We start from the raw sequence: 20,427 nt of genomic DNA, 5'->3' as shown, positions 1-20,427 counted from the left end.
GCCTGAACCCTCACGCCCGGACCCGAAATCGCTCGCGTCCGCGGTTTTCTGCAACCCGAAGTAGGCGATTCCCTTGACAGAACCCGCAATCCTGGTGCTTGAAGACGGGACGGTCTTCCGGGGCCTTTCCATTGGTGCGCCCGGCCTTTCGGTCGGCGAAGTGGTGTTCAACACTGCCATGACCGGCTACCAGGAGATCCTCACCGATCCCTCCTACGCGCGCCAGATCGTCACCCTGACCTATCCGCACGTGGGCAACACCGGCCTGACCGACGAAGACGACGAGGCCGGCAGGGTGTGGGCATCGGGACTGGTCGTGCGTGACGTGCCGCCGCGGCCGAGCAGCTGGCGCAGCCGCGCCGCGCTGCCGGAATGGCTGGCTGAACGGGGCGTGGTCGCGATTGCCGGCATTGATACCCGCCGCCTGACCAGGCTGCTGCGCGAGCGCGGCGCCCAGAACGGCGCGGTGATGGCCGGCGAAGTGGACCTGGACAAGGCGCTGGAGGCGGCGCGCAAGTTCCCCGGCCTGGCCGGCATGGATCTGGCGAAGGACGTCAGCACCGGCGAGCGCTATGTCTGGAACCAGGGCACCCTGGACCTGGACAGCGGCCGCTGGAACAGCCCGGCCCCCAGGCGCCGGGTGGTGGCCTGGGACTTCGGCGTCAAGCGCAACATCCTGCGCATGCTGGCCGACCGCGGCTGCGAGGTCACCGTGGTGCCGGCGCAGACCAGCGCCGATGAGGTGCTCGCGATGCAGCCCGACGGGGTGTTCCTGTCCAACGGGCCCGGCGACCCGGCGCCGTGCACCTATGCGATCGAGGCGATCCGCGCCTGCCTGGAGCGCAAGGTGCCGCTGTTCGGCATCTGCCTGGGCCACCAGCTGCTGGCGCTGGCGGTGGGCGCGCGCACCATGAAGATGGCCAACGGCCACCACGGTGCCAACCATCCTGTGCAGCAGCTGGAGTCGGGCCGGGTGATGATCACTTCGCAGAACCACGGCTTCGCGGTGGACGAGTCGAGCCTGCCCGCCAACGTGCGGGTCACCCACCGTTCGCTGTTCGACGGCACCAACCAGGGCATCGAACTGACCGACGCGCCGGCGTTCTCGTTCCAGGGGCACCCGGAGGCCTATCCGGGCCCGCACGACGTGGCGCCGCTGTTCGACCGGTTCATGACAATGATTGATTCAAACGGAGAGGGGAGCAGGACATGAAGCTTGGATTACGGATGATGCTGGCGGCCTTCCTGGCGGTCGGGCTGGGCGGTACGGCGCTGGCCCAGCAGGTGCCGGTTGAAGACTTCTTCAAGGATCCGGAGTTCTCCGCGGTCACCCTGTCGCCAACCGGTGAATACCTCACGGTGTCGGTACCGGAGGGCGATCGCACCGTGCTGGCGGCGTTCCGCGTCGCCGACATGGAACTGGTCGGCAAGTGGGATTACGGCCGCCAGATGCACGCCGATCGCGTGCGTTGGGTCAACGACGAGCGTTTCTTCGTCTATGTCTCGCGCAAGCTCGGCCGCTATGACTTCCGGGTCGGTACGCCCGACGTGCATGCCAGCAACGTGGACGGCAAGCGTCGCATCACGATCCCCAATGGCGGGACCTACCAGATCGTCGACACCCTGGAGAACGATCCCGACTGGATCCTGGTGCAGCGCTCGATCGACTCGGCCTACCTGTCGCGGCTCAATGTCAATGATGGCCGCGTGCGCACCGCCGCGATCGCGCCGCTCCGGTTCGGGAGCTTCCTGGTCGATCATGAGGGCGAGCTGCGCTATGCGATCGGCCAGGAAGAGAGCAATGAAATGGTGACCCTGCGCCGCGTCGGCGACGGCTGGACGGAGATCCATCGCGCCCCGATGGGCGGCTCGAGCAACCTGCCGATGGGCTTCGACCCGGACAACCGGCTGGTGTACACCCGCATCAGCGAGGACGGCGAGCCGACCAAGGTGTACGCCCTGGACGCGGAAACCGAGGAGCTGACGCTGCTGTCGGAGAACGACAACGTCGACCCGGGCAGCTACCTGTACAGCAGCGATGGCCGGGAACTGCTGGCCGTGCGCTACCTGGACGGCGTTCCCGTCACCGATTTCATCAATACCGAGCATGGCGAGGTCCTGACCTACGCCGGGCTGATGAATGCGTTCCCGGATCATGCGGTGGCCTTCTCCGGCATCAGCCGCGACGGGCGCCTGGTGCTGCTGCACGTCTACAGCGACGTCGATCCGGGCAGCTACTACCTGTTCGACCGCGAGACCGGCCAGGCCAGGTTCCTGCTGGCGGCACGCAGCTGGATCAAGCCCGAGCAGATGTCGCCCATGCGCGCCATCAGCTTCACCGCGCGCGATGGCACCCAGGTGCACGGCTACATCACCATTCCGCGCAACAGCGACGGCAAGAACCTGCCGCTGATCATGAACCCGCACGGCGGGCCGCACGGTCCGCGCGACATGTGGGGCTTCAACCCGGAGGTGCAGTTCCTGGCCAACCGCGGCTACGCGGTGCTGCAGGTGAACTTCCGCGGCTCGGGCGGCTACGGCAACGCGTTCGAGCGCATGGGGTACCGCAACTGGGGCACCACCATGATCGACGACATGACCGACGGCGTGGAATGGGCGGTGCGTGAGGGCATCGCCGATCCCAACCGGGTCTGCACCTACGGCGCGTCCTACGGCGGCTACGCGGCCCTGCAGAGCATCGTCCGCGAGCCGGAACGCTACCGCTGCACGATCGGCTACGTGGGCGTGTTCAGCCTGCCGTTGATGACGCGTGACGGAGACATCCCGCGCCAGGAAAGCGGCCGCAACTACCTGGCCCGGGTTCTTCCCGAGTCCCAAGCCGAGCAGCAGGCGCAGTCGCCGGCGTTCAACGTCGACCGCATCAACGTGCCGGTGATGCTGGTGCACGGCGAGCGCGACGAGCGCGTGCCGATGTCCCAGTACCGGGCGCTCAAGAGCGCGCTGGAAGATGCCGGCAAGCCGCCCGAGGTGGAAATCCTCGCGCGCAACGAAGGCCACGGCTTCCAGGAGCTGGAGAACAACGTGCGCCTGTACAACGCCATGGAAGAATTCCTCGACAAACACATCGGCGACAACGCCTCCAACTGAGCTTCAGATGCCCAAGCGCACCGACATCAAGACCGTCCTGATCATCGGCGCTGGCCCGATCGTCATCGGCCAGGCCTGCGAGTTCGATTATTCGGGCGCGCAGGCCTGCAAGGCCCTCCGTGAGGAGGGCTACCGGGTGGTGCTGGTCAACAGCAACCCGGCCACGATCATGACCGACCCGGAAACCGCCGACGCGGTCTACATCGAGCCGATCACCTGGCCGATGGTCGAGAAGATCATCGAGAAGGAAAAGCCCGACGCGCTGCTGCCCACCATGGGCGGGCAGACCGCGCTCAACTGCGCGCTGGACCTGGCCGACCAGGGCGTGCTGGAGAAGCACGGCGTGGAGCTGATCGGCGCCTCGCGCGATGCCATCCGCATGGCCGAGGATCGCGAGCTTTTCCGCGATGCGATGCGCGAGATCGGCCTGGAGTGCCCCAAGGCGGAGGTGGCCAGGACATGGGAGCAGGCGGTGGAGATCCAGGCCACCGTCGGCTTTCCGACCATCGTGCGGCCCAGCTTCACCCTGGGCGGCAGCGGCGGCGGCATCGCCTACAACGTCGAGGAGTTCGAGGAGATCGTCAAGCGCGGCCTCGAGCTTTCGCCCACCAGCGAGGTGCTGGTGGAGGAGTCGGTGCTGGGCTGGAAGGAGTTCGAGATGGAGGTCGTCCGCGACAGCGCGGACAACTGCATCATCGTGTGCTCGATCGAGAACCTGGATCCGATGGGCGTGCATACCGGTGACTCGATCACCGTGGCCCCGGCCCAGACCCTGACCGACAAGGAATACCAGCGCCTGCGCAACGCCTCGATCGCGGTGCTGCGCAAGATCGGCGTGGATACGGGCGGTTCCAACGTCCAGTTCGGCATCAACGCCCAGACCGGCCGGGTGGTGGTGATCGAGATGAACCCGCGGGTGTCGCGCTCCTCGGCGCTGGCGTCCAAGGCCACCGGCTTCCCGATCGCCAGGATCGCCGCCAAGCTGGCGGTCGGCTACACCCTGGACGAGCTGCAGAACGAGATCACCGGCGGCCGCACCCCGGCTTCGTTCGAGCCGACGATCGACTACGTGGTCACCAAGATCCCGCGTTTCGCGTTCGAGAAATTCCCCCAGGCCGATGCCCGGCTGACCACCCAGATGAAGTCGGTGGGCGAGGTGATGGCGATTGGCCGCACCTTCCAGGAGTCGCTGCAGAAGGCGCTGCGGGGGCTGGAAACGGGCAAGGTGGGGCTGGATCCGACCGGCCTGGAGCTGGAAGGCGAAGAGGGCCTGACCGCGCTGCGGCGCGAGGTGAAGGAAGCCGGGCCCGAGCGCATCTTCTACCTGGCCGATGCGTTCCGCGCCGGCCTGGACGTGGAGCAGGTGTTCGCCCTGTCATGGGTGGATCGCTGGTTCCTGGATCAGATCGAACAGCTGGTGGCGGCCGAGGGCGAGGTGCGCGCGGCCGGCCTGGACGGGCTGGACGCCGGTCGCATGCGCGAACTCAAGCGCATGGGCTTCTCCGACGCCCGCCTGGCCCAGCTGACCGGCAGCGACGAGCACGCCGTGCGGGCGCTGCGCCGCGCCTTCGACGTGCGTCCGGTGTACAAGCGGGTGGACTCGTGCGCGGCCGAGTTCGCCACCAGCACCGCCTACATGTATTCCACCTACGAGGAGGAGTGCGAGGCCGAACCCAGCGATCGCCAGAAGATCATGGTGCTGGGCGGCGGGCCGAACCGGATCGGGCAGGGCATCGAGTTCGACTACTGCTGCGTGCACGCGGCGCTGTCGCTGCGCGAGGACGGCTACGAGACCATCATGGTCAACTGCAACCCGGAGACGGTTTCCACCGACTACGACACCTCCGACCGGCTGTACTTCGAGCCGCTGACGCTGGAGGACGTGCTGGAGATCGTCGAGGTCGAGCAGCCGCGCGGGGTGATCGTGCAGTACGGCGGGCAGACCCCGCTCAAGCTGGCGCGCGCGCTGGAGGCGGCCGGGGTGCCGATCATCGGCACCTCGCCCGAGTCGATCGACCTGGCCGAGGATCGCGAGCGCTTCCAGCAGCTGGTCAACGACCTGGCCCTGGAGCAGCCGCCCAACCGCACCGCCCGCAGCCCGGAAGAGGCGCTGGTGCTGGCGCGCGAGATCGGCTACCCGCTGGTGGTGCGCCCGAGCTACGTGCTCGGCGGCCGGGCGATGGAAGTGGTGCACGCCGACGCCGACCTGGAGCGCTACATGCGCGAGGCGGTGAAGGTGTCCAACGATTCGCCGGTGCTGCTGGATCGATTCCTTGACAACGCGGTGGAAGTGGACATCGACGTGGTCGCCGACGCCGACGGCCAGGTGCTGATCGGCGGGGTAATGGAGCACATCGAGGAGGCCGGCGTGCACTCGGGCGACTCGTCCTGCTCGCTGCCGCCGTACTCGCTGTCGGAAAGCACCCAAGCCCGCCTGCGCGAGCAGGTGGTGGCGCTGGCCCGCGCGCTGGGCGTGGTCGGGCTGATGAACACCCAGTTCGCCGTCCAGCACGGCGAGGACGGCGAAGACCGGATCTTCCTGCTGGAAGTGAATCCGCGCGCGTCGCGCACGGTGCCGTTCGTGTCCAAGGCCACCGGTCTGCCGCTGGCCCGGATCGCCGCGCGCTGCATGGCCGGGCAGAGCCTGGCCGACCAGGGCATCGAGCGCGAGGTGGTGCCGCATTACTACTCGGTCAAGGAAGCCATCTTCCCGTTCGCCAAGTTCCAGGGCGTGGATCCGATCCTGGGGCCGGAGATGCGTTCGACCGGCGAGGTGATGGGCGTGGGCCGCAGCTTCGGGGCCGCCTTCGCGCGCGCCCAGGAAGCGGCCGGCATCCGCACCCCGCCCACCGACGGCAAGGTGTTCGTCTCCGTGCGCGACCCGGACAAGGCACGGGTGGTGACGGTGGTGCGCGACCTGGTGGAGCGCGGCTACTCGATCGTGGCCACCGGCGGCACCGCCGCCTGGCTGACCGACAACGGCATCGCCTGCGAGCGGGTGAACAAGGTGATCGAGGGCCGGCCGCACATCGTCGACCTGATCAAGAACGGCGAGATCGCCTACATTGTCAACACCACCGAGGGCAAGCAGGCGATCGCCGACTCGTTCTCGATCCGGCGCGAGGCGCTGCAGCAGCGCGTCACCTACTCGACCACAATCGCCGGCGCCAGGGCCCTGCTGCATTCGCTGCAATACCGCGAAGCCGGGCCGGTCTGGGCGCTGCATGAACTGCACGAGGAACTGAAACAGGCATGAGGGCACCACTGACCGTCCAGGGCGCGCAGAAGCTGCGTGCCGAGCTGGAGGAGCTCAAGAGCGTCAAGCGTCCCGAGGTGATCAACGCGATCGCCGAGGCGCGCGCGCATGGCGACCTGAAGGAAAACGCCGAGTACCACGCCGCCCGCGAACAGCAGGGCTTCATCGAAGGCCGCATCAAGCAGCTGGAGGGCGAGCTCTCGCACGCCCAGGTCATCGACGTGTCCACGCTCAAGGCCGGCTCGAAGATCGTGTTCGGCGCCACCGTGGAACTGGAAGACCTGGAGTCGGGCTCGGAGACCCGCTACCAGATCGTGGGTGACCTGGAGGCCGACATCAAGCAGGGCCTGATCGCGATCTCCTCGCCGGTGGCGCGTGCGCTGATCGGCAAGCACGAAGGCGACAGCATCAGCATCGACACCCCGGGCGGAACCCGCGAGTACGACATCGTCTCGGTCAGCTACGGCTGACGGACGATGGCCCGGGTCACCTTCCTGCTGCCTGCGGCCGGGGTATTCGGCGCGCAGCGGCTGCGCGGCCCCGGGGCGCAGGCGCTGGGCCGGGCCGACCGGCTGCCGCAGGGGGAGGCCGGCCGCCAGGCGCAGCTGCTGCGCCATTTCGAACTGCTGCCCAGGCGCTGGCCGATTGCCGCGCTGAGCCGGCAGGCCGATGCCGGCGACGCCGCCGGTTCGGCCTGGCTGCGCGCCGACCCGGCCTGGGTGCGGCCCGACATCAACGGCGCCAGGCTGCTGGCCTGCGGTGACGACCTGCAGCTGGCCGCCGAGGACTGCGCGGAGCTGCTGCCGGCGCTGCGGCCGCTGTTTGGCGACGCCGGATTCCCGATCGACGCGCCGCATCCGTCGCGCTGGTACCTGCGCCTGCCGCCGGAGGCGAAGCTGCCGCGGTTCCCGCCGCCGGCCGAGGCGATCGGCACCGACCTTGCCGACCAGCTGGACGACGAGGGCCCGGCCGCGCGGCGCTGGCGCGCGCTGCTCACCGAGGCGCAGATCGTGCTCCACAACCATCCCTGGAACGCGCGCCGCGTGGGCCGCGGGCTCAGGCCGGTGAATTCGCTGTGGCTGTGGGGCGGCGGCGTGTTGCCCGACCACGTGCATAGCGGGCACGGCGCCGTGGCAACGGCCGAAGAGGAACTGCAGGCACTGGTGGCCGCGTCCGGATCCCGGGTGGTGGCGCCGATGCAGGCCTTTGACGCCGTCGCCGCGCCGTCCCTGGTCGACCTGCGTGCGCTGCGCGACCTGCGGGCGTTCGCCGACGACTGGCTGGTGCCGGCACTGGCGGCGCTGTCCGAACGGCGGTTGGACTCCCTGCAGCTGGATCTCGGGGACGGCACCGGCTACCGGTTCTCCCGCGGCCAGCGCTGGCGCTTCTGGCGCCGCCCGCAGGACTCGCTGGCACAGTGACCCCGGTGCGCCGCATCCGTCGCCGCCAGCCGGTCCAGCCCGCAGGTGACTGGCCGGACAGCGTGCCCCCGCTGCTGCGCAGGATCTACGCCGCGCGCGGTGCGGCCGAGCCCGCGCTGGCGCGGCCCAGGCTCGCCGGCCTGCCCGCGCCCGCTGGCCTGCGCGGCATCGACGCGGCGGTGGAACTGCTGGCCGGCGCCATCGCGGGCAACCGCCGGATCCTGGTGGTCGCCGACTTCGACTGCGACGGCGCCACCGCCTGCGCGGTCTCGGTACGCGGGCTGCGCATGCTCGGCGCCCGCAACGTGGTCCACGCAGTGCCCAACCGGATGGTGCACGGCTACGGCCTGTCTCCATCGCTGGTGGAAGAAGTCGCCGCGCTGGAGCCGGAGCTGCTGTTGACCGTCGACCACGGGATCGCCTGTCACGCGGGCATCGCCGCCGCGCGCGCGCGCGGCTGGCAGGTGGTTGTGACCGACCACCACCTGCCCGGCGAGCAGCTCCCGGACGCCGACGCCATCGTCAATCCCAACCAGCACGGCTGCGGTTTCAGCGGCAAGGCGCTGGCCGGGGTGGGGGTTGTCTTCTACGTGCTGCTGGCGCTGCGTGCGCTGCTGCGGCGGCGCGATGCGTTCACCGGTGCCGAGCCGGACCTGGCGAAGCTGCTGGACCTGGTGGCGGTGGGAACCATTGCCGACCTGGTGCCTTTTGACGCAAGCAACCGCGCCCTGGTCGCGGCCGGGCTGCGGCGGCTGCGCGCGGGACAGGGGGCGCCCGGCCTGCGGGCGCTGGTGGAGGTGGCCGGACGCGACCCGCGCGCGCTCTCGGCCGCGGACATCGGCTACGCGGTGGCACCACGCCTGAATGCTGCCGGCCGGCTGGAAGACATGGCGCTGGGGATCGAGTGCCTGCTGTGCGACGACCCGGCGCGGGCGCGGGAGCTGGCGCGGACGCTGGACGCGATCAACTCCGAACGCCGCAGCGTGCAGGCGGCGATGGTCGACGAGGCCGAAGCCGCGGTGGCCGCGTGCGTGCTTGATGACGATGGCGCGGCGGGCCGGGTTGCCTGGTGCCTGTTCGACCCGCAGTGGCACCCCGGCGTGGTCGGCCTGGTGGCTTCAAAGCTCAAGGACCGCCTGCACCGGCCGGTGGTTGCGTTCGCGCCGGCAGCACCGGATGGCGAGCTGCTGCGCGGCTCGGCACGATCGATCCCGGGGTTCCACATGCGCGATGCGCTGGCCGCGGTGGACGTCGCCGAGCCGGGGCTGATCGAACGCTTCGGCGGCCACGCCATGGCCGCGGGGCTGACCCTGCGAGCCGACAGGCTTCCCCGGTTCGAAGAGGTTTTCCGCAGGCAGGCCGCGGCGGCGCTGGACGATTCGCTGCTGCAGTCGGTCATCGACAGCGACGGCGAGCTGGAGCCGGCAGAGTTCGACCGCTTCCACGCCGAAGCCCTGCGTGACGGCGGGCCTTGGGGGCAGGCCTTCCCGGAGCCGGTGTTTGACGGCGAATTCGAACTGCTCGATTTCCGCCAGGTGGGCGAACGCCACCTGCGCATGCGCCTGCGCGCCGCCGGGCGCAGCGGAGCGCTCAAGGCCATCCACTTCGGCGGCTGGCGCGACCAGCCGCCGCCGTCGCGCGTGCGCCTGGCCTTTCGCCTGGCCTGCGACGACTGGCGCGACGCGCGTGACATCCAGCTGGTGGTCGACCACCTCGAGCCGGCCTGACCCTCCACGGCGGGCGCGTAGCGCTTATGATTCACCCGCGGCCGCTGCGGCCGCCCAGACCGGCTCTGGGCCGGCGTGGAACATCAGGGGACAATCACGATGAATCATGGAATCCAGCTGGTGCTGGCCGCGTTGGCGGCCGCCGGTGCGTGCGCGCAGGCGCGCGCGACCGATCCAGAACCGCTGCAGCCCGGCAGCCAGGTGCGCGGCGAGATCACCCTCTCGGCGCCGTTGAACCACTCCGACGGCTCGCGCAGCCGGCTCTACACGATCGAGATCGGCGAGCGCGAACTGGTCGGGTTCGATGTCAGCGGGCCGCTGCGCGCGCAGCTGTCGCTGTTCGATGGCGATGAGCTGGTGGCCCGCTCTGGCGAGCGTGAACCCGCGTCGCTGGCCCTGCGCGCGCCCAGGGATGCCGCCTATACGCTGGCGGTCAGCAGCGCCGACGCGGCGGCCTTCGGCCCCTACACCCTGAGCGCCCGGGTGATCGATGGCTGGGACGGCCAGCCGCTGCGCGCCGGCGCGCGGATCACCGACTGGCTGGACGGAAGGCGCGAGCTTGCCCTGCAGGTGGATCGCGAGGGCCTGTACACGATTGACCTGTCCTCCGACCAGTTCGACACCGTGCTGGAGGTCTCCGGCAATGGCGTGAACGCCCGTGACGACGATGGCGGGGACGACACCAATTCGCGCCTTTCGGTGCTGCTGTCCCCGGGCACGTACACCATCACCGCAGGCGGGTGGGGCGATGGCGGCCAGGGCCTTTACCAGGTGGCGGTTGGGCAGCGGCCGGTGCCTGCAGGCCTGAGCCAGGGCGGCCGGATCAGCAGCGGCTCTTCGCTGCAGGGCGCCTTCCAGGGTGAACCGCTGGAGTACTTTTTCAGCGTGCGTGACCGCAACCTGGTGACCATCGACATGCGCAGCGACGATTTCGACTCGCTGCTGCTGCTGCGCGGGGCCGGCGTGGAGCGCCACAACGACGACGGTGGCAACGGCCTGGACGCCAGGCTGGTGCAGGTGCTCGAACCCGGTGACTACACCATCGAGGCCGGGGCGGCGACGGGCGGCTCGGGCCTGTTCACGCTGGCGCTGTCCGTTGCCGAGGTTCCCGAGGGGGTCGGTGGGGGCAGCCTGGCCCAGGGCCAGGAGCATCCCGGCGTGCTGCTGGCGGGTGCCGCCGACCGCTTCGTGGTGACCGTGGACGAGGAGGGTGAGTACGTCATCGACATGGCCTCGGACGACTTCGACAGCTACCTGGAGCTGTTTGATGCGGATGGCACGGAAGTCGCCGCGGACGATGACAGCGGCGGCAGGTTGAATGCCCGCATCCATGCCCGGCTCGCACCCGGCGAGTACGTGATCCAGGCCAGCGCGATCAGCGACGGCGCCGGCAGCTACCGGATGAGCTTCAACCGGCGCTGACGGCAGGCACCAGCCGCCGGCTGCGCCATCAGCCGGCGGTGGCCCGTACAGGCCCAGCAAGCGACAGGCGAATACCGCGCCCAGCAGCGCCGCCGTGAACCCGCCGACGCCGAAGAAGAACGCCCCGGCATGGCGATCCGGCCAGCCGGTGGCTGTCCAGGCGGCTTCCAGCAGCCAGGTGAACGCGAATCCGAACGCCAGCCCGACGACGATCCGGGCCGTGCGCCGGCGCCAGCCGGTGTCGCCATCCGGCCAGCCGAAGCGCATCAGCGCGCCGATGCACAGCAGCGTGCCGGTCACCTCGCCGGCGATCGCGGGGTCGATCCACGGAACCCGCCAGGCGGCCACCGCCAGCGCGCAGGCGCCGCCGACCGAGGCCATCCATGTCCAGCGGGCGCTTGGCCACGGCGCCTCGAACCTGCGCATCAGCGCCCACGCCAGCAACGCCCCGGCCACGCCCACCGCCAGGCCGCCCAGCACGTCGGCCAGGAAATGCCGGCCCAGGTACATCCGCGACAGCCCCATCAGCAGCGGCCAGGCCACCGCCAGCGCCCAGATCCATCGCCTGCGCGCGCCGAAGAACAGCGCCAGCGCCAGCGCGAACGCGGCGGCCGCGCTGGTGTGCCCGCTGACGAAGCCGAAGCTGGGGTCGTGCCTGGCCCGCTTGGCGGCGATCGCCTCGTCCGAGGGCAGGCCCCAGAACGTGTCCGCCGCGCCGTCGGCCACCAGGTGGCGGCCGCTTTCGCCCTCGTAGAGCACCCGCGCATCCACCTCGCTCGGCCTCGGCAGGCCGTATCCCTGCTTGAATCCTTCGGTGGCGAAGGCCACCAGGATCAGCGCCAGCAGCACGCCCATGCCCGGCCGCAGGCGGGTGCCGAACAGCAGTATCAGCACCGCGGGGGTATAGAACCAGGCTTCGCCGATCCAGCTCATGAAGCGCATGAAGGAGAAGAACCACGGCGCGGAGAATTGCTGCAGCCAGAGGATGGGATCGGATTCGAACATGTGGCGTCCTTGTCAGGGGCGGATGGGTGCAGCGGTGGCGTTCCGGGCAGGCGGTGGGGACGGCGGGGGCGGCAACCCGAACAGCGGCCGCAGCACCCGGGAGCGGCGGATGAAACCCTCGTGCAGCAGCAGGCAGCCGGCAACCGTGCCTGCCGCCACCAGCAGCGGCTCCAGCAGCGGGCCCGCATTCCACGCCGAAACCCGGAACGCCAGCGCCACGATCAGGCTCTGGTGCAGGATGTACCACGGAAACACCGCCTCGCGCGCCCGCGGCAGCCAGGCGAAGGGGCGGTCGAGCAGGGTGCGGCTCCAGCCGAAGATGGCCAGCAGGGTGGTCCAGGCGTACGTCGCCCGGGCCATGCGCTCGATCATGGCCCAGTCCACCTGCAGCGCCCAAGCCGGCATGTCGGCGGGCGGCAGATGGCGCCCGGCCGCGCGCAGCGACAGCTCGACCGTGATCGCCAGCAGGGCCAGCGCCAGCATCCGGCCGCGCATCGCCACCACGCCGGCCCAGAAGCGCTCCTCGCGCGCCACCAGCCAGCCGGCGGCGAATAAGAACAGGTACTTCGCGTGCGCGTACCAGTCGCCTGTGAGCGCGTGGTTTTCGGGAAACCGCGGCTGCAGCCACCACAGGCAGGAAAACAGCCATGTGGCAGGCACCAGTACCCAGAGCGTGCGCGGCGTGCGCAGCAGGAAATCCCGAAGCCGCTGCGCGCCGGCGGAGCCGAGGGCGCGCGCAAGCACCAGCGCCAGCATGCTGTAGCTCCAGACGTAGGCCAGGTACCACAGGTGGTTCCACGTCACGCCATGGTCCGCGCCGCTCCAGCCGCCTTCCGGCCACGGCTGCAGCTGCAGGTAGCGGCCCATGAAGGCGCCAAAGCCCGGTTCGACCGCGCCGTTGGCCAGGGCTTCGCAATACGCCTGCACCGGCACGATCGCCAGCATCCCGAACACCAGCGGCAGCAGCAGCCGCCAGCTCCTCGACAGTGCCAGCCGGCCGGGCCGGCGCGAGGCCATCGCCAGCCCCAGCGCGATCCCCGAGATCATGAACAGAAGCGGCATCCGCCACCGGTTGAGCGCGATCATGGGCCACTGCAGCCACCCGGCCTGGTGGGCGCTCTTGACGTGGTAGCCCCAATCGGCCACGTAGACCATGCCAACGTGGTAGGCGATCAGCAGGGCGAATGCGAGGACGCGGAGCGCGTCGATGTCGTGGCGTCGGGTCATCCGGGTGGCCGGGGGAAGGTCGGCCGAGCATCGGCGGCAACGGCCGCTGGCACCACCGGAAAGTGGCGCAGCGACGCGATTTGGGGATGAGCCGTGGAAGCCGGGGACGAATCGCGGGTCGGATTCCGGCCGCACCGATACAATCCACCCCATGCAGCAGACCCATGTGGAGCCGGCCGGCCAGGCGCAGGATTTCTGGAGCCGCCACCTGTCCTGGCGCCGCCCCTTGGAGATCGCGGTCTGGGCACTGGTGTTCGGTGCCGGCGCCGCGGCCAACGTCGCCATCACCCTGATCGATGCCCGCCGCCACGGCCTGGTGATCGAGCCCTGGCAGCCGGTGGTCTGGGAGGGCAGCAGCGCACTGGTGTCGCTGCTGCTGGTGCCGCCACTGCTGTGGCTGTGCGAGCGCTGGCCGCTGCACGCCGACACCTGGCTCCGTCGCCTGCCTGTGTATGCGGTCGCCAGCCTGGCCTGGTCGCTGCTGCACGTGGCGGGCATGGTGCTGCTGCGCGTGGGCGCCTACGCGCTGATGGGCGAGGGCTACAGTTTCGATTGGCGCATCGGCCTGCCGTACGAATACATCAAGGACCTGCAGACCTTCTCGCTGATCGTGTTCATCGCCCACGGCTACAGCTGGCTGTGGCGGCGGCTGCAGGGCGAGGCGCACCTGCTGGGGCAGCCGGATCCGGGGGTCCCGGCGCCGCGGGACGAGCGCGGCGCGCTGCCCGAGCGCTTCCTGGTGCGCAAGCTGGGTCGCGAGTTCCTGGTGGCAGCGGACGACATCGAATGGCTGCAGGCGTCGGGCAACTACGTGAACCTGCACGTGGCCGGGCGCGCCTATCCACTGCGCAGCACCCTGGTCGGCATCGAGGCCATGCTGGACCCGGAACGGTTCGCCAGGATCCACCGCAGCTACATGGTCAACCTGGGCCAGGTCGACTCGATCGAGCCGCTGGACACCGGCGATGCGCGCATCCACATGCGCGACGGCACTGCGCTGCCCTGCAGCCGCAGCCATCGCGACGCATTCAGGGCCCGTTACGGCGCGGGAAGCGGGGCCGGAAATTGCTAGAATAGGCGGCTTGCATCTTCACGGAACACAGGCCGATGGAACTCAATCCCGTCCGCCAGCGCATCGCCGACCTGCAGGGCCGGCTGGAAGCGCTGAGGGGGTATCTTTGACTACGATGCCAAGCGCGAGCGCCTGGAGGAAGTAGAGCGCGAACTGGAGAACCCGGACGTCTGGAACGATCCGGAGCGGGCCCAGTCGCTGGGGCGCGAGCGCTCGATGCTCGACAAGACCGTGAACGGCATCCAGGGCCTGCTGGAGGGGTTGGGCGGCGCCTCGGAGCTGCTGGATCTGGCCGAGGCCGAGGACGACGAGGAAACCGCGCAGGCGGTGGCCGAGGACGTCGCCCGGCACGAGAAGGGCGTGGACGAGCTGGAGTTCCAGCGCATGTTCTCCGGCGAGATGGACGGCGCCGCGGCGTTCGTCGACATCCAGGCCGGCGCCGGCGGCACCGAGGCCCAGGACTGGGCCGAGATGCTGCTGCGCATGTACCTGCGCTGGGCCGAGGATCGCGGCTGGAAGACCGAGCTGCTGGAAGTCAGCGGCGGCGACGTGGCCGGCATCAAGTCGGCCACCTTCCGGGTCGACGGCGAATACGCCTACGGCTGGTTCAAGACCGAGACCGGCGTGCACCGGCTGGTGCGCAAGAGCCCGTTCGACTCCGACGCCCGCCGCCACACCAGCTTCACTTCGGTGTTCGTTTCGCCCGAGGTCGACGACAGCATCGAGATCGACATCAACCCGGCCGACCTGAAGACCGACGTCTACCGCTCCTCGGGCGCCGGCGGCCAGCACGTCAACAAGACCGAATCGGCCGTGCGCATCACCCACGTGCCCACCGGCGTGGTGGCGGCCTGCCAGACCGAGCGCAGCCAGCACGCCAACCGCGACCGGGCGATGAAGATGCTCGCCGCGCGCCTGTACGAGCTGGAGCTGCAGAAGCGCAGCGCCGAGAAGGACGCGCTGGAGGCCAGCAAGTCCGACATCGGCTGGGGCAGCCAGATCCGCAACTACGTGCTCGACCAGTCGCGGATCAAGGATCTGCGCACCGGCGTGGAGCGCAGCGACACCCAGAACGTGCTCGACGGCGACCTGGACGAGTTCGTCGCCGCCACGCTCAAGGCCGGCCTGGAGGTCGGTGCCAAGCGCACCGACGCGGTTTGAAGACACCGGCACGGATCACCACGGACAAGGCATGACTGAACACACTCCCGACACCCCGGCGACCCCCGACGAAGAGAACCGGCTGATCGCCGAACGGCGGGCCAAGCTGGCCGCGCTGCGCGGGCAGGGAGCTGCGTTCCCGAACGACTTCCGCCGCGCCGACCAGGCCGGCGACCTGCAGGCCGAGTACGCTGATGCCGACACCTGGAACGGTGACGCGCTGGAAGCGGACGGCCGCCGGGTCGCGCTGGCCGGGCGGATGATGGCCAAGCGGGTGATGGGCAAGGCCGCATTCGCCCAGATCCAGGACGTGAGCGGGCGGATCCAGCTGTTCCTGCAGCGCGATGCGCTGGGCGACGCCTACCAGGCGTTCAAGGGCTGGGACGTGGGCGACATCGTCGCCGCCGAGGGCACGCTGATGCGCACCCGCACCGGCGAGCTGTCGGTCAAGGCGACCAGCCTGCGCCTGCTGTCCAAGTCGCTGCGGCCGTTGCCGGACAAGTGGCACGGCCTGGCCGACGTGGAGCAGCGCTACCGGCAGCGCTACGTCGACCTGATCGTGAGCCCGGAGTCGCGCGAGGTGTTCGTCAAGCGCTCGCGGATCATCTCCGCGCTGCGCGCCTGGCTGGATGCGCGGGCGTTCCTGGAAGTGGAAACGCCGATGATGCACTACATCGCCGGCGGGGCCGCGGCGCGGCCGTTCACCACCCACCACAACGCGCTGGACCTGCAGCTGTACCTGCGGGTGGCGCCGGAGCTGTACCTGAAGCGGCTGGTGGTGGGCGGCTTCGAGCGGGTGTACGAGATCAACCGCAACTTCCGCAACGAGGGCGTGTCCACCCGCCACAACCCCGAATTCACCATGCTCGAGCTGTACCAGGCCTACGCCACGTACGAGGACATCATGGATCTGACCGAGGGGATGATCCGCGACGTTGCGCAGGGCACCATTGGCACCACCGCGCTGGAGTGGGAAGGCAACGCCATTGACGTGGGCCCGCGCTTCCGGCGCTGGAAGCTCGAGGACGCGGTGCGTGAGCTGAACCCGGAAATCAGCGCCGAAGACTGCCGCGACCGCGACGCGCTGGCCGCGCACTGCCAGCGGCTCGGCGTCCGGATCAAGCCGGACTGGGGCTGGGGCAAGCTGCTGCTGGAGCTGTTCGAGGCCACCGTGGAGGAAGGGCTGGTGCAGCCGACCTTCATCACCCATTACCCGGTGGAGGTCTCCCCGCTGGCCCGCGAGTCGGACAGCGAGCCGGGCATCACCGACCGCTTCGAGCTGTTCATCGGCGGCAAGGAGATGGCCAATGGCTTCTCCGAGCTCAACGACCCGGAGGAACAGGCCGCGCGCTTCCGCGCCCAGGTGGAGGCCCGCGAGGGTGGGGACGAGGAGGCGATGCACTACGACGCCGACTACATCCGCGCGCTGGAGGTCGGGCTGCCGCCCACCGGCGGGCTCGGGGTGGGCATCGACCGGCTGGTGATGCTGTTCACCGGCTCGGCGTCGATCCGCGACGTGCTGCTGTTTCCCTACATGCGCCCGGAGGGCGGGCAGGGCAGGGACTGACCCGCGCGGGCAGGTGTTGTCCTGCCCGGTTCGCAGCTGCCGTTGGTTCAGGGCGGAAGTCGTTGATGGCCAAGGCGCCATGCCGGGGCACGGGACTTGCTTGGATCTCCTGCAGGCAAGTTGCGTGCTCCACCGGAATACGGCCACTATCGGGTATTGGCCCGGCAAGGGCCCACTGAGAACGGAACGCCGATGTGAACATCGTCATTGTCGACGACCAGACTTCCGCGCGCACCATGCTGCGCCACATCATCGAGGACATCAGCCCCGAGCTGGAGGTGCTCGACTTCGATGATCCGCAGGTCGCGCTGCAGTGGTGCCAGGACAACCGGCCCGACCTGCTGCTGCTGGACTACCGCATGCCGGGGATCGACGGGCTGGAGTTCGCGCGCCGCTTCCGCCGCCCGATGCTGCACCGCGACGTACCGATCGTGCTGGTGACCGTGGTCGGCGACGAGCCGGTGCGCCAGGCGGCGCTGGACGCCGGGGTGATCGACTTCCTGGTCAAGCCGATCCGCCCGCGCGAGCTGCGTGCGCGCTGCCGCAACCTGCTGCAGCTGCGCCAGCATTCCGAATCGGTCAAGCAGCGGGCGCTGTCGCTGGAACAGCGGCTGCTGTCGAGCATGCACGAGGTCGAGGAGCGCGAGCGCGAGACCCTGACCCGGCTGGCCCGCGCGATCGCCTACCGCGACGCGGGCACCAGCGCCAACCTGGAGCGCGTGGCCCGGGTGGCCGGGCTGATTGCCGAGGATCTGGGGCTGTTCGAGGAAGAGGTGCGGATGATCGAGCTGGCCGCGCCGCTGCACGACATCGGCAAGATCGCCATTCCCGACGCGCTGCTGATGAAGCCCGGGCCGCTGACGGAAGAGGAGACCGAGGTGATGCGCCGGCATCCGCAGATCGGCTACGACCTTCTCAGCGGCAGCCAGAACCGCTTTATCCAGGTCAGCGCGACCATCGCCCTGCATCATCAGGAGCGCTACGACGGCAGCGGCTATCCGAACGGGCTGCGCGGCAACGCGATTCCGATGGAGGCCCGGATCGTCGCGGTGGCGGACGTGTTCGACGCGCTGATTTCCCAGCGCCCGTACAAGCGCGCCTGGAGCATGGACGAGACCTTCGCCTATTTCCAGGACAACCGCGGCACCCTGTTCGACCCGGCCTGCGTGGACGCCCTGGTCCGCAACCGGGCGCGGGTGGAGGATCTCGCCATCCGCCTGGGCAGCGGCGGCGAGCATCCCAGGCGCGACCTGCAGTAGGCCCGCGATGTCCGCCCTGATCGCCAGGTTGAAGCTCCGGCTGGCCCACCGGCCGGACAGCGAGCACTCGCAGGCGACCGTGCGGCTGGGGGTGATCTCGGTGGTGCTGTGCTTCCTGCTGTGGAGCGACATGGCGGGCCACCGGCCCCCGGCCTACGAGGCCGTGCTGCTGATGGTGTTGATGGGGTTCATCGTCGGCATCGGCCTGCTGGCCGGCATCCTGGCCCGGCCGGGCGTGTCCCACGTCCGGCGGGTGATCGGCATGGTGGCCGACTACGGCCTGATGGCCGCGGCCATGAGCATCATGGGCGGGCCGCTGGCGTGGCTCTACGTGATCATCATGTGGGTCACGGTCGGCAACGGCCTGCGTTACGGCAGCCGCTACCTGTACCTGGCGATGGGCATGGCGGTGGCCGCCTTCAGCCTGCCCTTGCTGCTGCATCCGTACTGGCACGCGAACCGGATCCTGGGCATTGGCCTGCTGGTGGGCCTGGTGGCCATTCCGCTGTACCTGTCGGGCCTGCTCAAGGCGCTGACCCGCGCCACCCGCGAGGCGCTGCGGGCCAACGAGGCCAAGAGCCGGTTCCTGGCCAACATGAGCCACGAGTTCCGCACCCCGCTCAACGGCCTGGCCGGCGTCGCCGAGCTGCTGGCCACCACCCGCCTGGACAACGAGCAGCGCGAGTACCTGGCCACCATCCGCGCGTCCACCCAGAGCCTGCTGTCGCTGGTCGAGGACGTGCTGGACATCTCCGCCATCGAGGCCGGCAAGCTCAACCTGTCCAACGAAGCGTTCGACCTGTGCGACGTGATCGCGGAGGTCGATCTGATGCTCCGCCCGACCGCCAAGGCCAAGGGCCTGTCGTACGAATCAAGGGTTGCTCCGGACGTGCCCGGCCGGGTGCGCGGCGACAGCGACCACCTGCGCCAGGTGCTCACCAACCTGGTGGCCAACGCGGTCAAGTTCACCCCCAGCGGATCGGTGCGCCTGGATGTGGTGCAGCTGGAGGCCGGCGACCAGCGGGTGCGCCTGAAGTTCACCGTCACCGACACCGGCATCGGCATTCCCGAGTCGGCCCATAGCCGGCTGTTCAACGCCTTCGAGCAGGCCGACGCCACCCTCAAGCGCGGGTATGGCGGCACCGGCCTGGGCACCAGCATCGCCAAGAAGCTGACCGAGGCCATGGGCGGCAGCATCGGCTTCCAGAGCCGTGAAGGCGAGGGCAGCACGTTCTGGGTGGAGCTGCCGTTCGCGCCCGTGGTAGCGGCGGCGGGGCAGCCGGCTGCGGAGGAGGGCCTGTACCCGGTGGCCGACGCCGGCCGCAACGTGATTTCCTTCGGCGACCCGTTCCTGCGCCACCGCGCCCGGGTGCGGCCGCTGCAGGTGCTGATCGCCGACGACCACGCCGCCAACCGGATGGTGCTCGAACGCATCCTGCAGAAGGCCGGGCACGGCGTGGTCAGCGTGGACGGCGGCGAGGCGGTGCTGGACGCGGTGGCGATCAGCGACTACGACGCGATCATCTGCGACCTGCATATGCCCGGGATCAGCGGCCTGGATCTGCTCGGCCACCTGCGCACCCTGCAGGCCGGCGCCCCGGCCACGCCGGTGATCATCCTCAGCGCCGACGTGACGCCCGACGCCATCGCCAGCTGCAGGTCGGCCGGTGCCCATGCCTTCCTCGCCAAGCCGGTGGCGGTGCCGCGGCTGCTGGACATGCTGGCCGACATCTCCGCCTCGGGCGGACGGCTGCAGCCGGTCGCGACCGAGACGCTCATCGAGCAGGCCAGGACGGCGGATGCGGGCGCGGTGGCCGAGGGCCGGTTCGACCCCGGGGTGCTGGATGAACTCTCCTCGCTGGGCATGGGCGAGGACTTCGTCAGCAAGTTCGTGGCCCAGTGCATGCAGGATGCCAGCGACTGCCTGGCGCGGATCGAGGAGTCCGGCGAGGCCGGCGACTGGAACGCGATGCGCGACCACGCCCACGCCGTCAAGGGCGTGGCCAGCAACGTCGGGCTGGTGCGGGTGGCCGCGCACAGCGGCGAGATCATGCGGCTGCCGGAATGGCAGCTCAGGCGGGACTGGAAGCAGCGCCTGGGCCAGCTGGAGCAGGAGCTTTCGCTGGGCCGGGAGGCGGCGGCCGCGCGCGGGAGTTCGGGCGCGCGCGGCCACGACCTCGGCCGTGAGGGCTGAGCCGGGGC

13 protein-coding genes and 1 pseudogene are annotated in these 20,427 nt (G+C 69.8%); 12 read left to right on the top strand and 2 right to left on the bottom strand.

From position 1 onward, the window contains the following. Positions 1–73 precede the first annotated feature (73 nt). The 7 genes from carA to ACOZ90_RS01385 all read left to right on the top strand — a co-directional run bounded on the left by carA (position 74) and on the right by ACOZ90_RS01385 (position 10,934). Positions 74–1,213 carry a glutamine-hydrolyzing carbamoyl-phosphate synthase small subunit gene (gene carA, locus ACOZ90_RS01415; protein ID WP_422891833.1) on the top strand — a complete coding sequence of 380 codons (1,140 nt, stop codon included), beginning with the start codon at positions 74–76 and terminating at the stop codon, positions 1,211–1,213. Further along, the gene (locus ACOZ90_RS01410) at positions 1,210–3,108 is read left to right on the top strand and encodes a S9 family peptidase (RefSeq protein WP_422891832.1); all 1,899 of its coding nucleotides are present in this window, start codon (positions 1,210–1,212) and stop codon (positions 3,106–3,108) included. The genes carA and ACOZ90_RS01410 overlap by 4 nt, the downstream gene beginning before the upstream one ends. Positions 3,109–3,115: 7 nt before the next feature. Beyond that, positions 3,116–6,364, top strand: coding sequence for a carbamoyl-phosphate synthase large subunit (gene carB / locus ACOZ90_RS01405; RefSeq protein ID WP_422891831.1), 3,249 nt, complete (start codon positions 3,116–3,118; stop codon positions 6,362–6,364). Further along, a complete protein-coding gene (gene greA / locus ACOZ90_RS01400; protein WP_422891830.1) occupies positions 6,361–6,834 on the top strand; it encodes a transcription elongation factor GreA in 474 nt (157 codons plus the stop codon). Before carB ends, greA begins: the two co-directional genes overlap by 4 nt. Positions 6,835–6,840: 6 nt before the next feature. After that, complete coding sequence (locus ACOZ90_RS01395; RefSeq protein WP_422891829.1) at positions 6,841–7,785, top strand: phosphoglycerate mutase; 945 nt, start codon at positions 6,841–6,843, stop codon at positions 7,783–7,785. Then, on the top strand, positions 7,782–9,512 hold the full coding sequence (gene recJ / locus ACOZ90_RS01390; RefSeq protein ID WP_422891828.1) for a single-stranded-DNA-specific exonuclease RecJ: 1,731 nt from the start codon (positions 7,782–7,784) through the stop codon (positions 9,510–9,512). The genes ACOZ90_RS01395 and recJ overlap by 4 nt, the downstream gene beginning before the upstream one ends. A 99-nt stretch (positions 9,513–9,611) precedes the next feature. Then, positions 9,612–10,934 (top strand): hypothetical protein, encoded by a 1,323-nt coding sequence (locus ACOZ90_RS01385; protein WP_422892004.1) that lies wholly within the window; start codon positions 9,612–9,614, stop codon positions 10,932–10,934. Between the two features lie 477 nt (positions 10,935–11,411). Here the strand turns inward: ACOZ90_RS01385 and ACOZ90_RS01380 are convergent. Next, positions 11,412–11,789, bottom strand: a pseudogene (locus ACOZ90_RS01380) (phosphatase PAP2 family protein); the annotation flags it as partial. A 162-nt stretch (positions 11,790–11,951) separates the two neighbouring features. Then, on the bottom strand, positions 11,952–13,166 hold the full coding sequence (locus tag ACOZ90_RS01375; RefSeq protein WP_422891827.1) for an acyltransferase family protein: 1,215 nt from the start codon (positions 13,164–13,166) through the stop codon (positions 11,952–11,954). 151 nt (positions 13,167–13,317) lie between these two features. On the opposite strand from ACOZ90_RS01375, the gene ACOZ90_RS01370 reads away from it, so the two are divergent. The 5 genes from ACOZ90_RS01370 to ACOZ90_RS01350 all read left to right on the top strand — a co-directional run bounded on the left by ACOZ90_RS01370 (position 13,318) and on the right by ACOZ90_RS01350 (position 20,419). After that, the gene (locus ACOZ90_RS01370; RefSeq protein WP_422891826.1) at positions 13,318–14,238 is read left to right on the top strand and encodes a LytTR family DNA-binding domain-containing protein; all 921 of its coding nucleotides are present in this window, start codon (positions 13,318–13,320) and stop codon (positions 14,236–14,238) included. 35 nt (positions 14,239–14,273) lie between these two features. Next, positions 14,274–15,399, top strand: a protein-coding gene (gene prfB / locus ACOZ90_RS01365) for a peptide chain release factor 2 (RefSeq protein WP_422891825.1) whose coding sequence is annotated in 2 segments (ribosomal slippage) — positions 14,274–14,345 and positions 14,347–15,399 — 1,125 coding nt in all. Because the reading frame shifts where the segments join, the coding sequence is not laid out codon by codon here. Between the two features lie 31 nt (positions 15,400–15,430). Further along, the gene (gene lysS / locus ACOZ90_RS01360) at positions 15,431–16,966 is read left to right on the top strand and encodes a lysine--tRNA ligase (RefSeq protein WP_422891824.1); all 1,536 of its coding nucleotides are present in this window, start codon (positions 15,431–15,433) and stop codon (positions 16,964–16,966) included. A 194-nt stretch (positions 16,967–17,160) separates the two neighbouring features. Continuing rightward, a complete protein-coding gene (locus ACOZ90_RS01355; protein WP_422891823.1) occupies positions 17,161–18,225 on the top strand; it encodes an HD domain-containing phosphohydrolase in 1,065 nt (354 codons plus the stop codon). 7 nt (positions 18,226–18,232) lie between these two features. Next, complete coding sequence (locus tag ACOZ90_RS01350) at positions 18,233–20,419, top strand: ATP-binding protein (RefSeq protein ID WP_422891822.1); 2,187 nt, start codon at positions 18,233–18,235, stop codon at positions 20,417–20,419. The last annotated feature ends 8 nt before the right edge of the window (positions 20,420–20,427 follow it).

The sequence above is a fragment of the Luteimonas dalianensis genome (assembly GCF_049339425.1).
Classification (GTDB): Bacteria; Pseudomonadota; Gammaproteobacteria; order Xanthomonadales; family Xanthomonadaceae; genus Luteimonas; species Luteimonas dalianensis.
The sequence above is the reverse complement of the archived record's forward strand: the minus strand, read 5'-3'. Positions and strand labels throughout refer to the sequence as shown.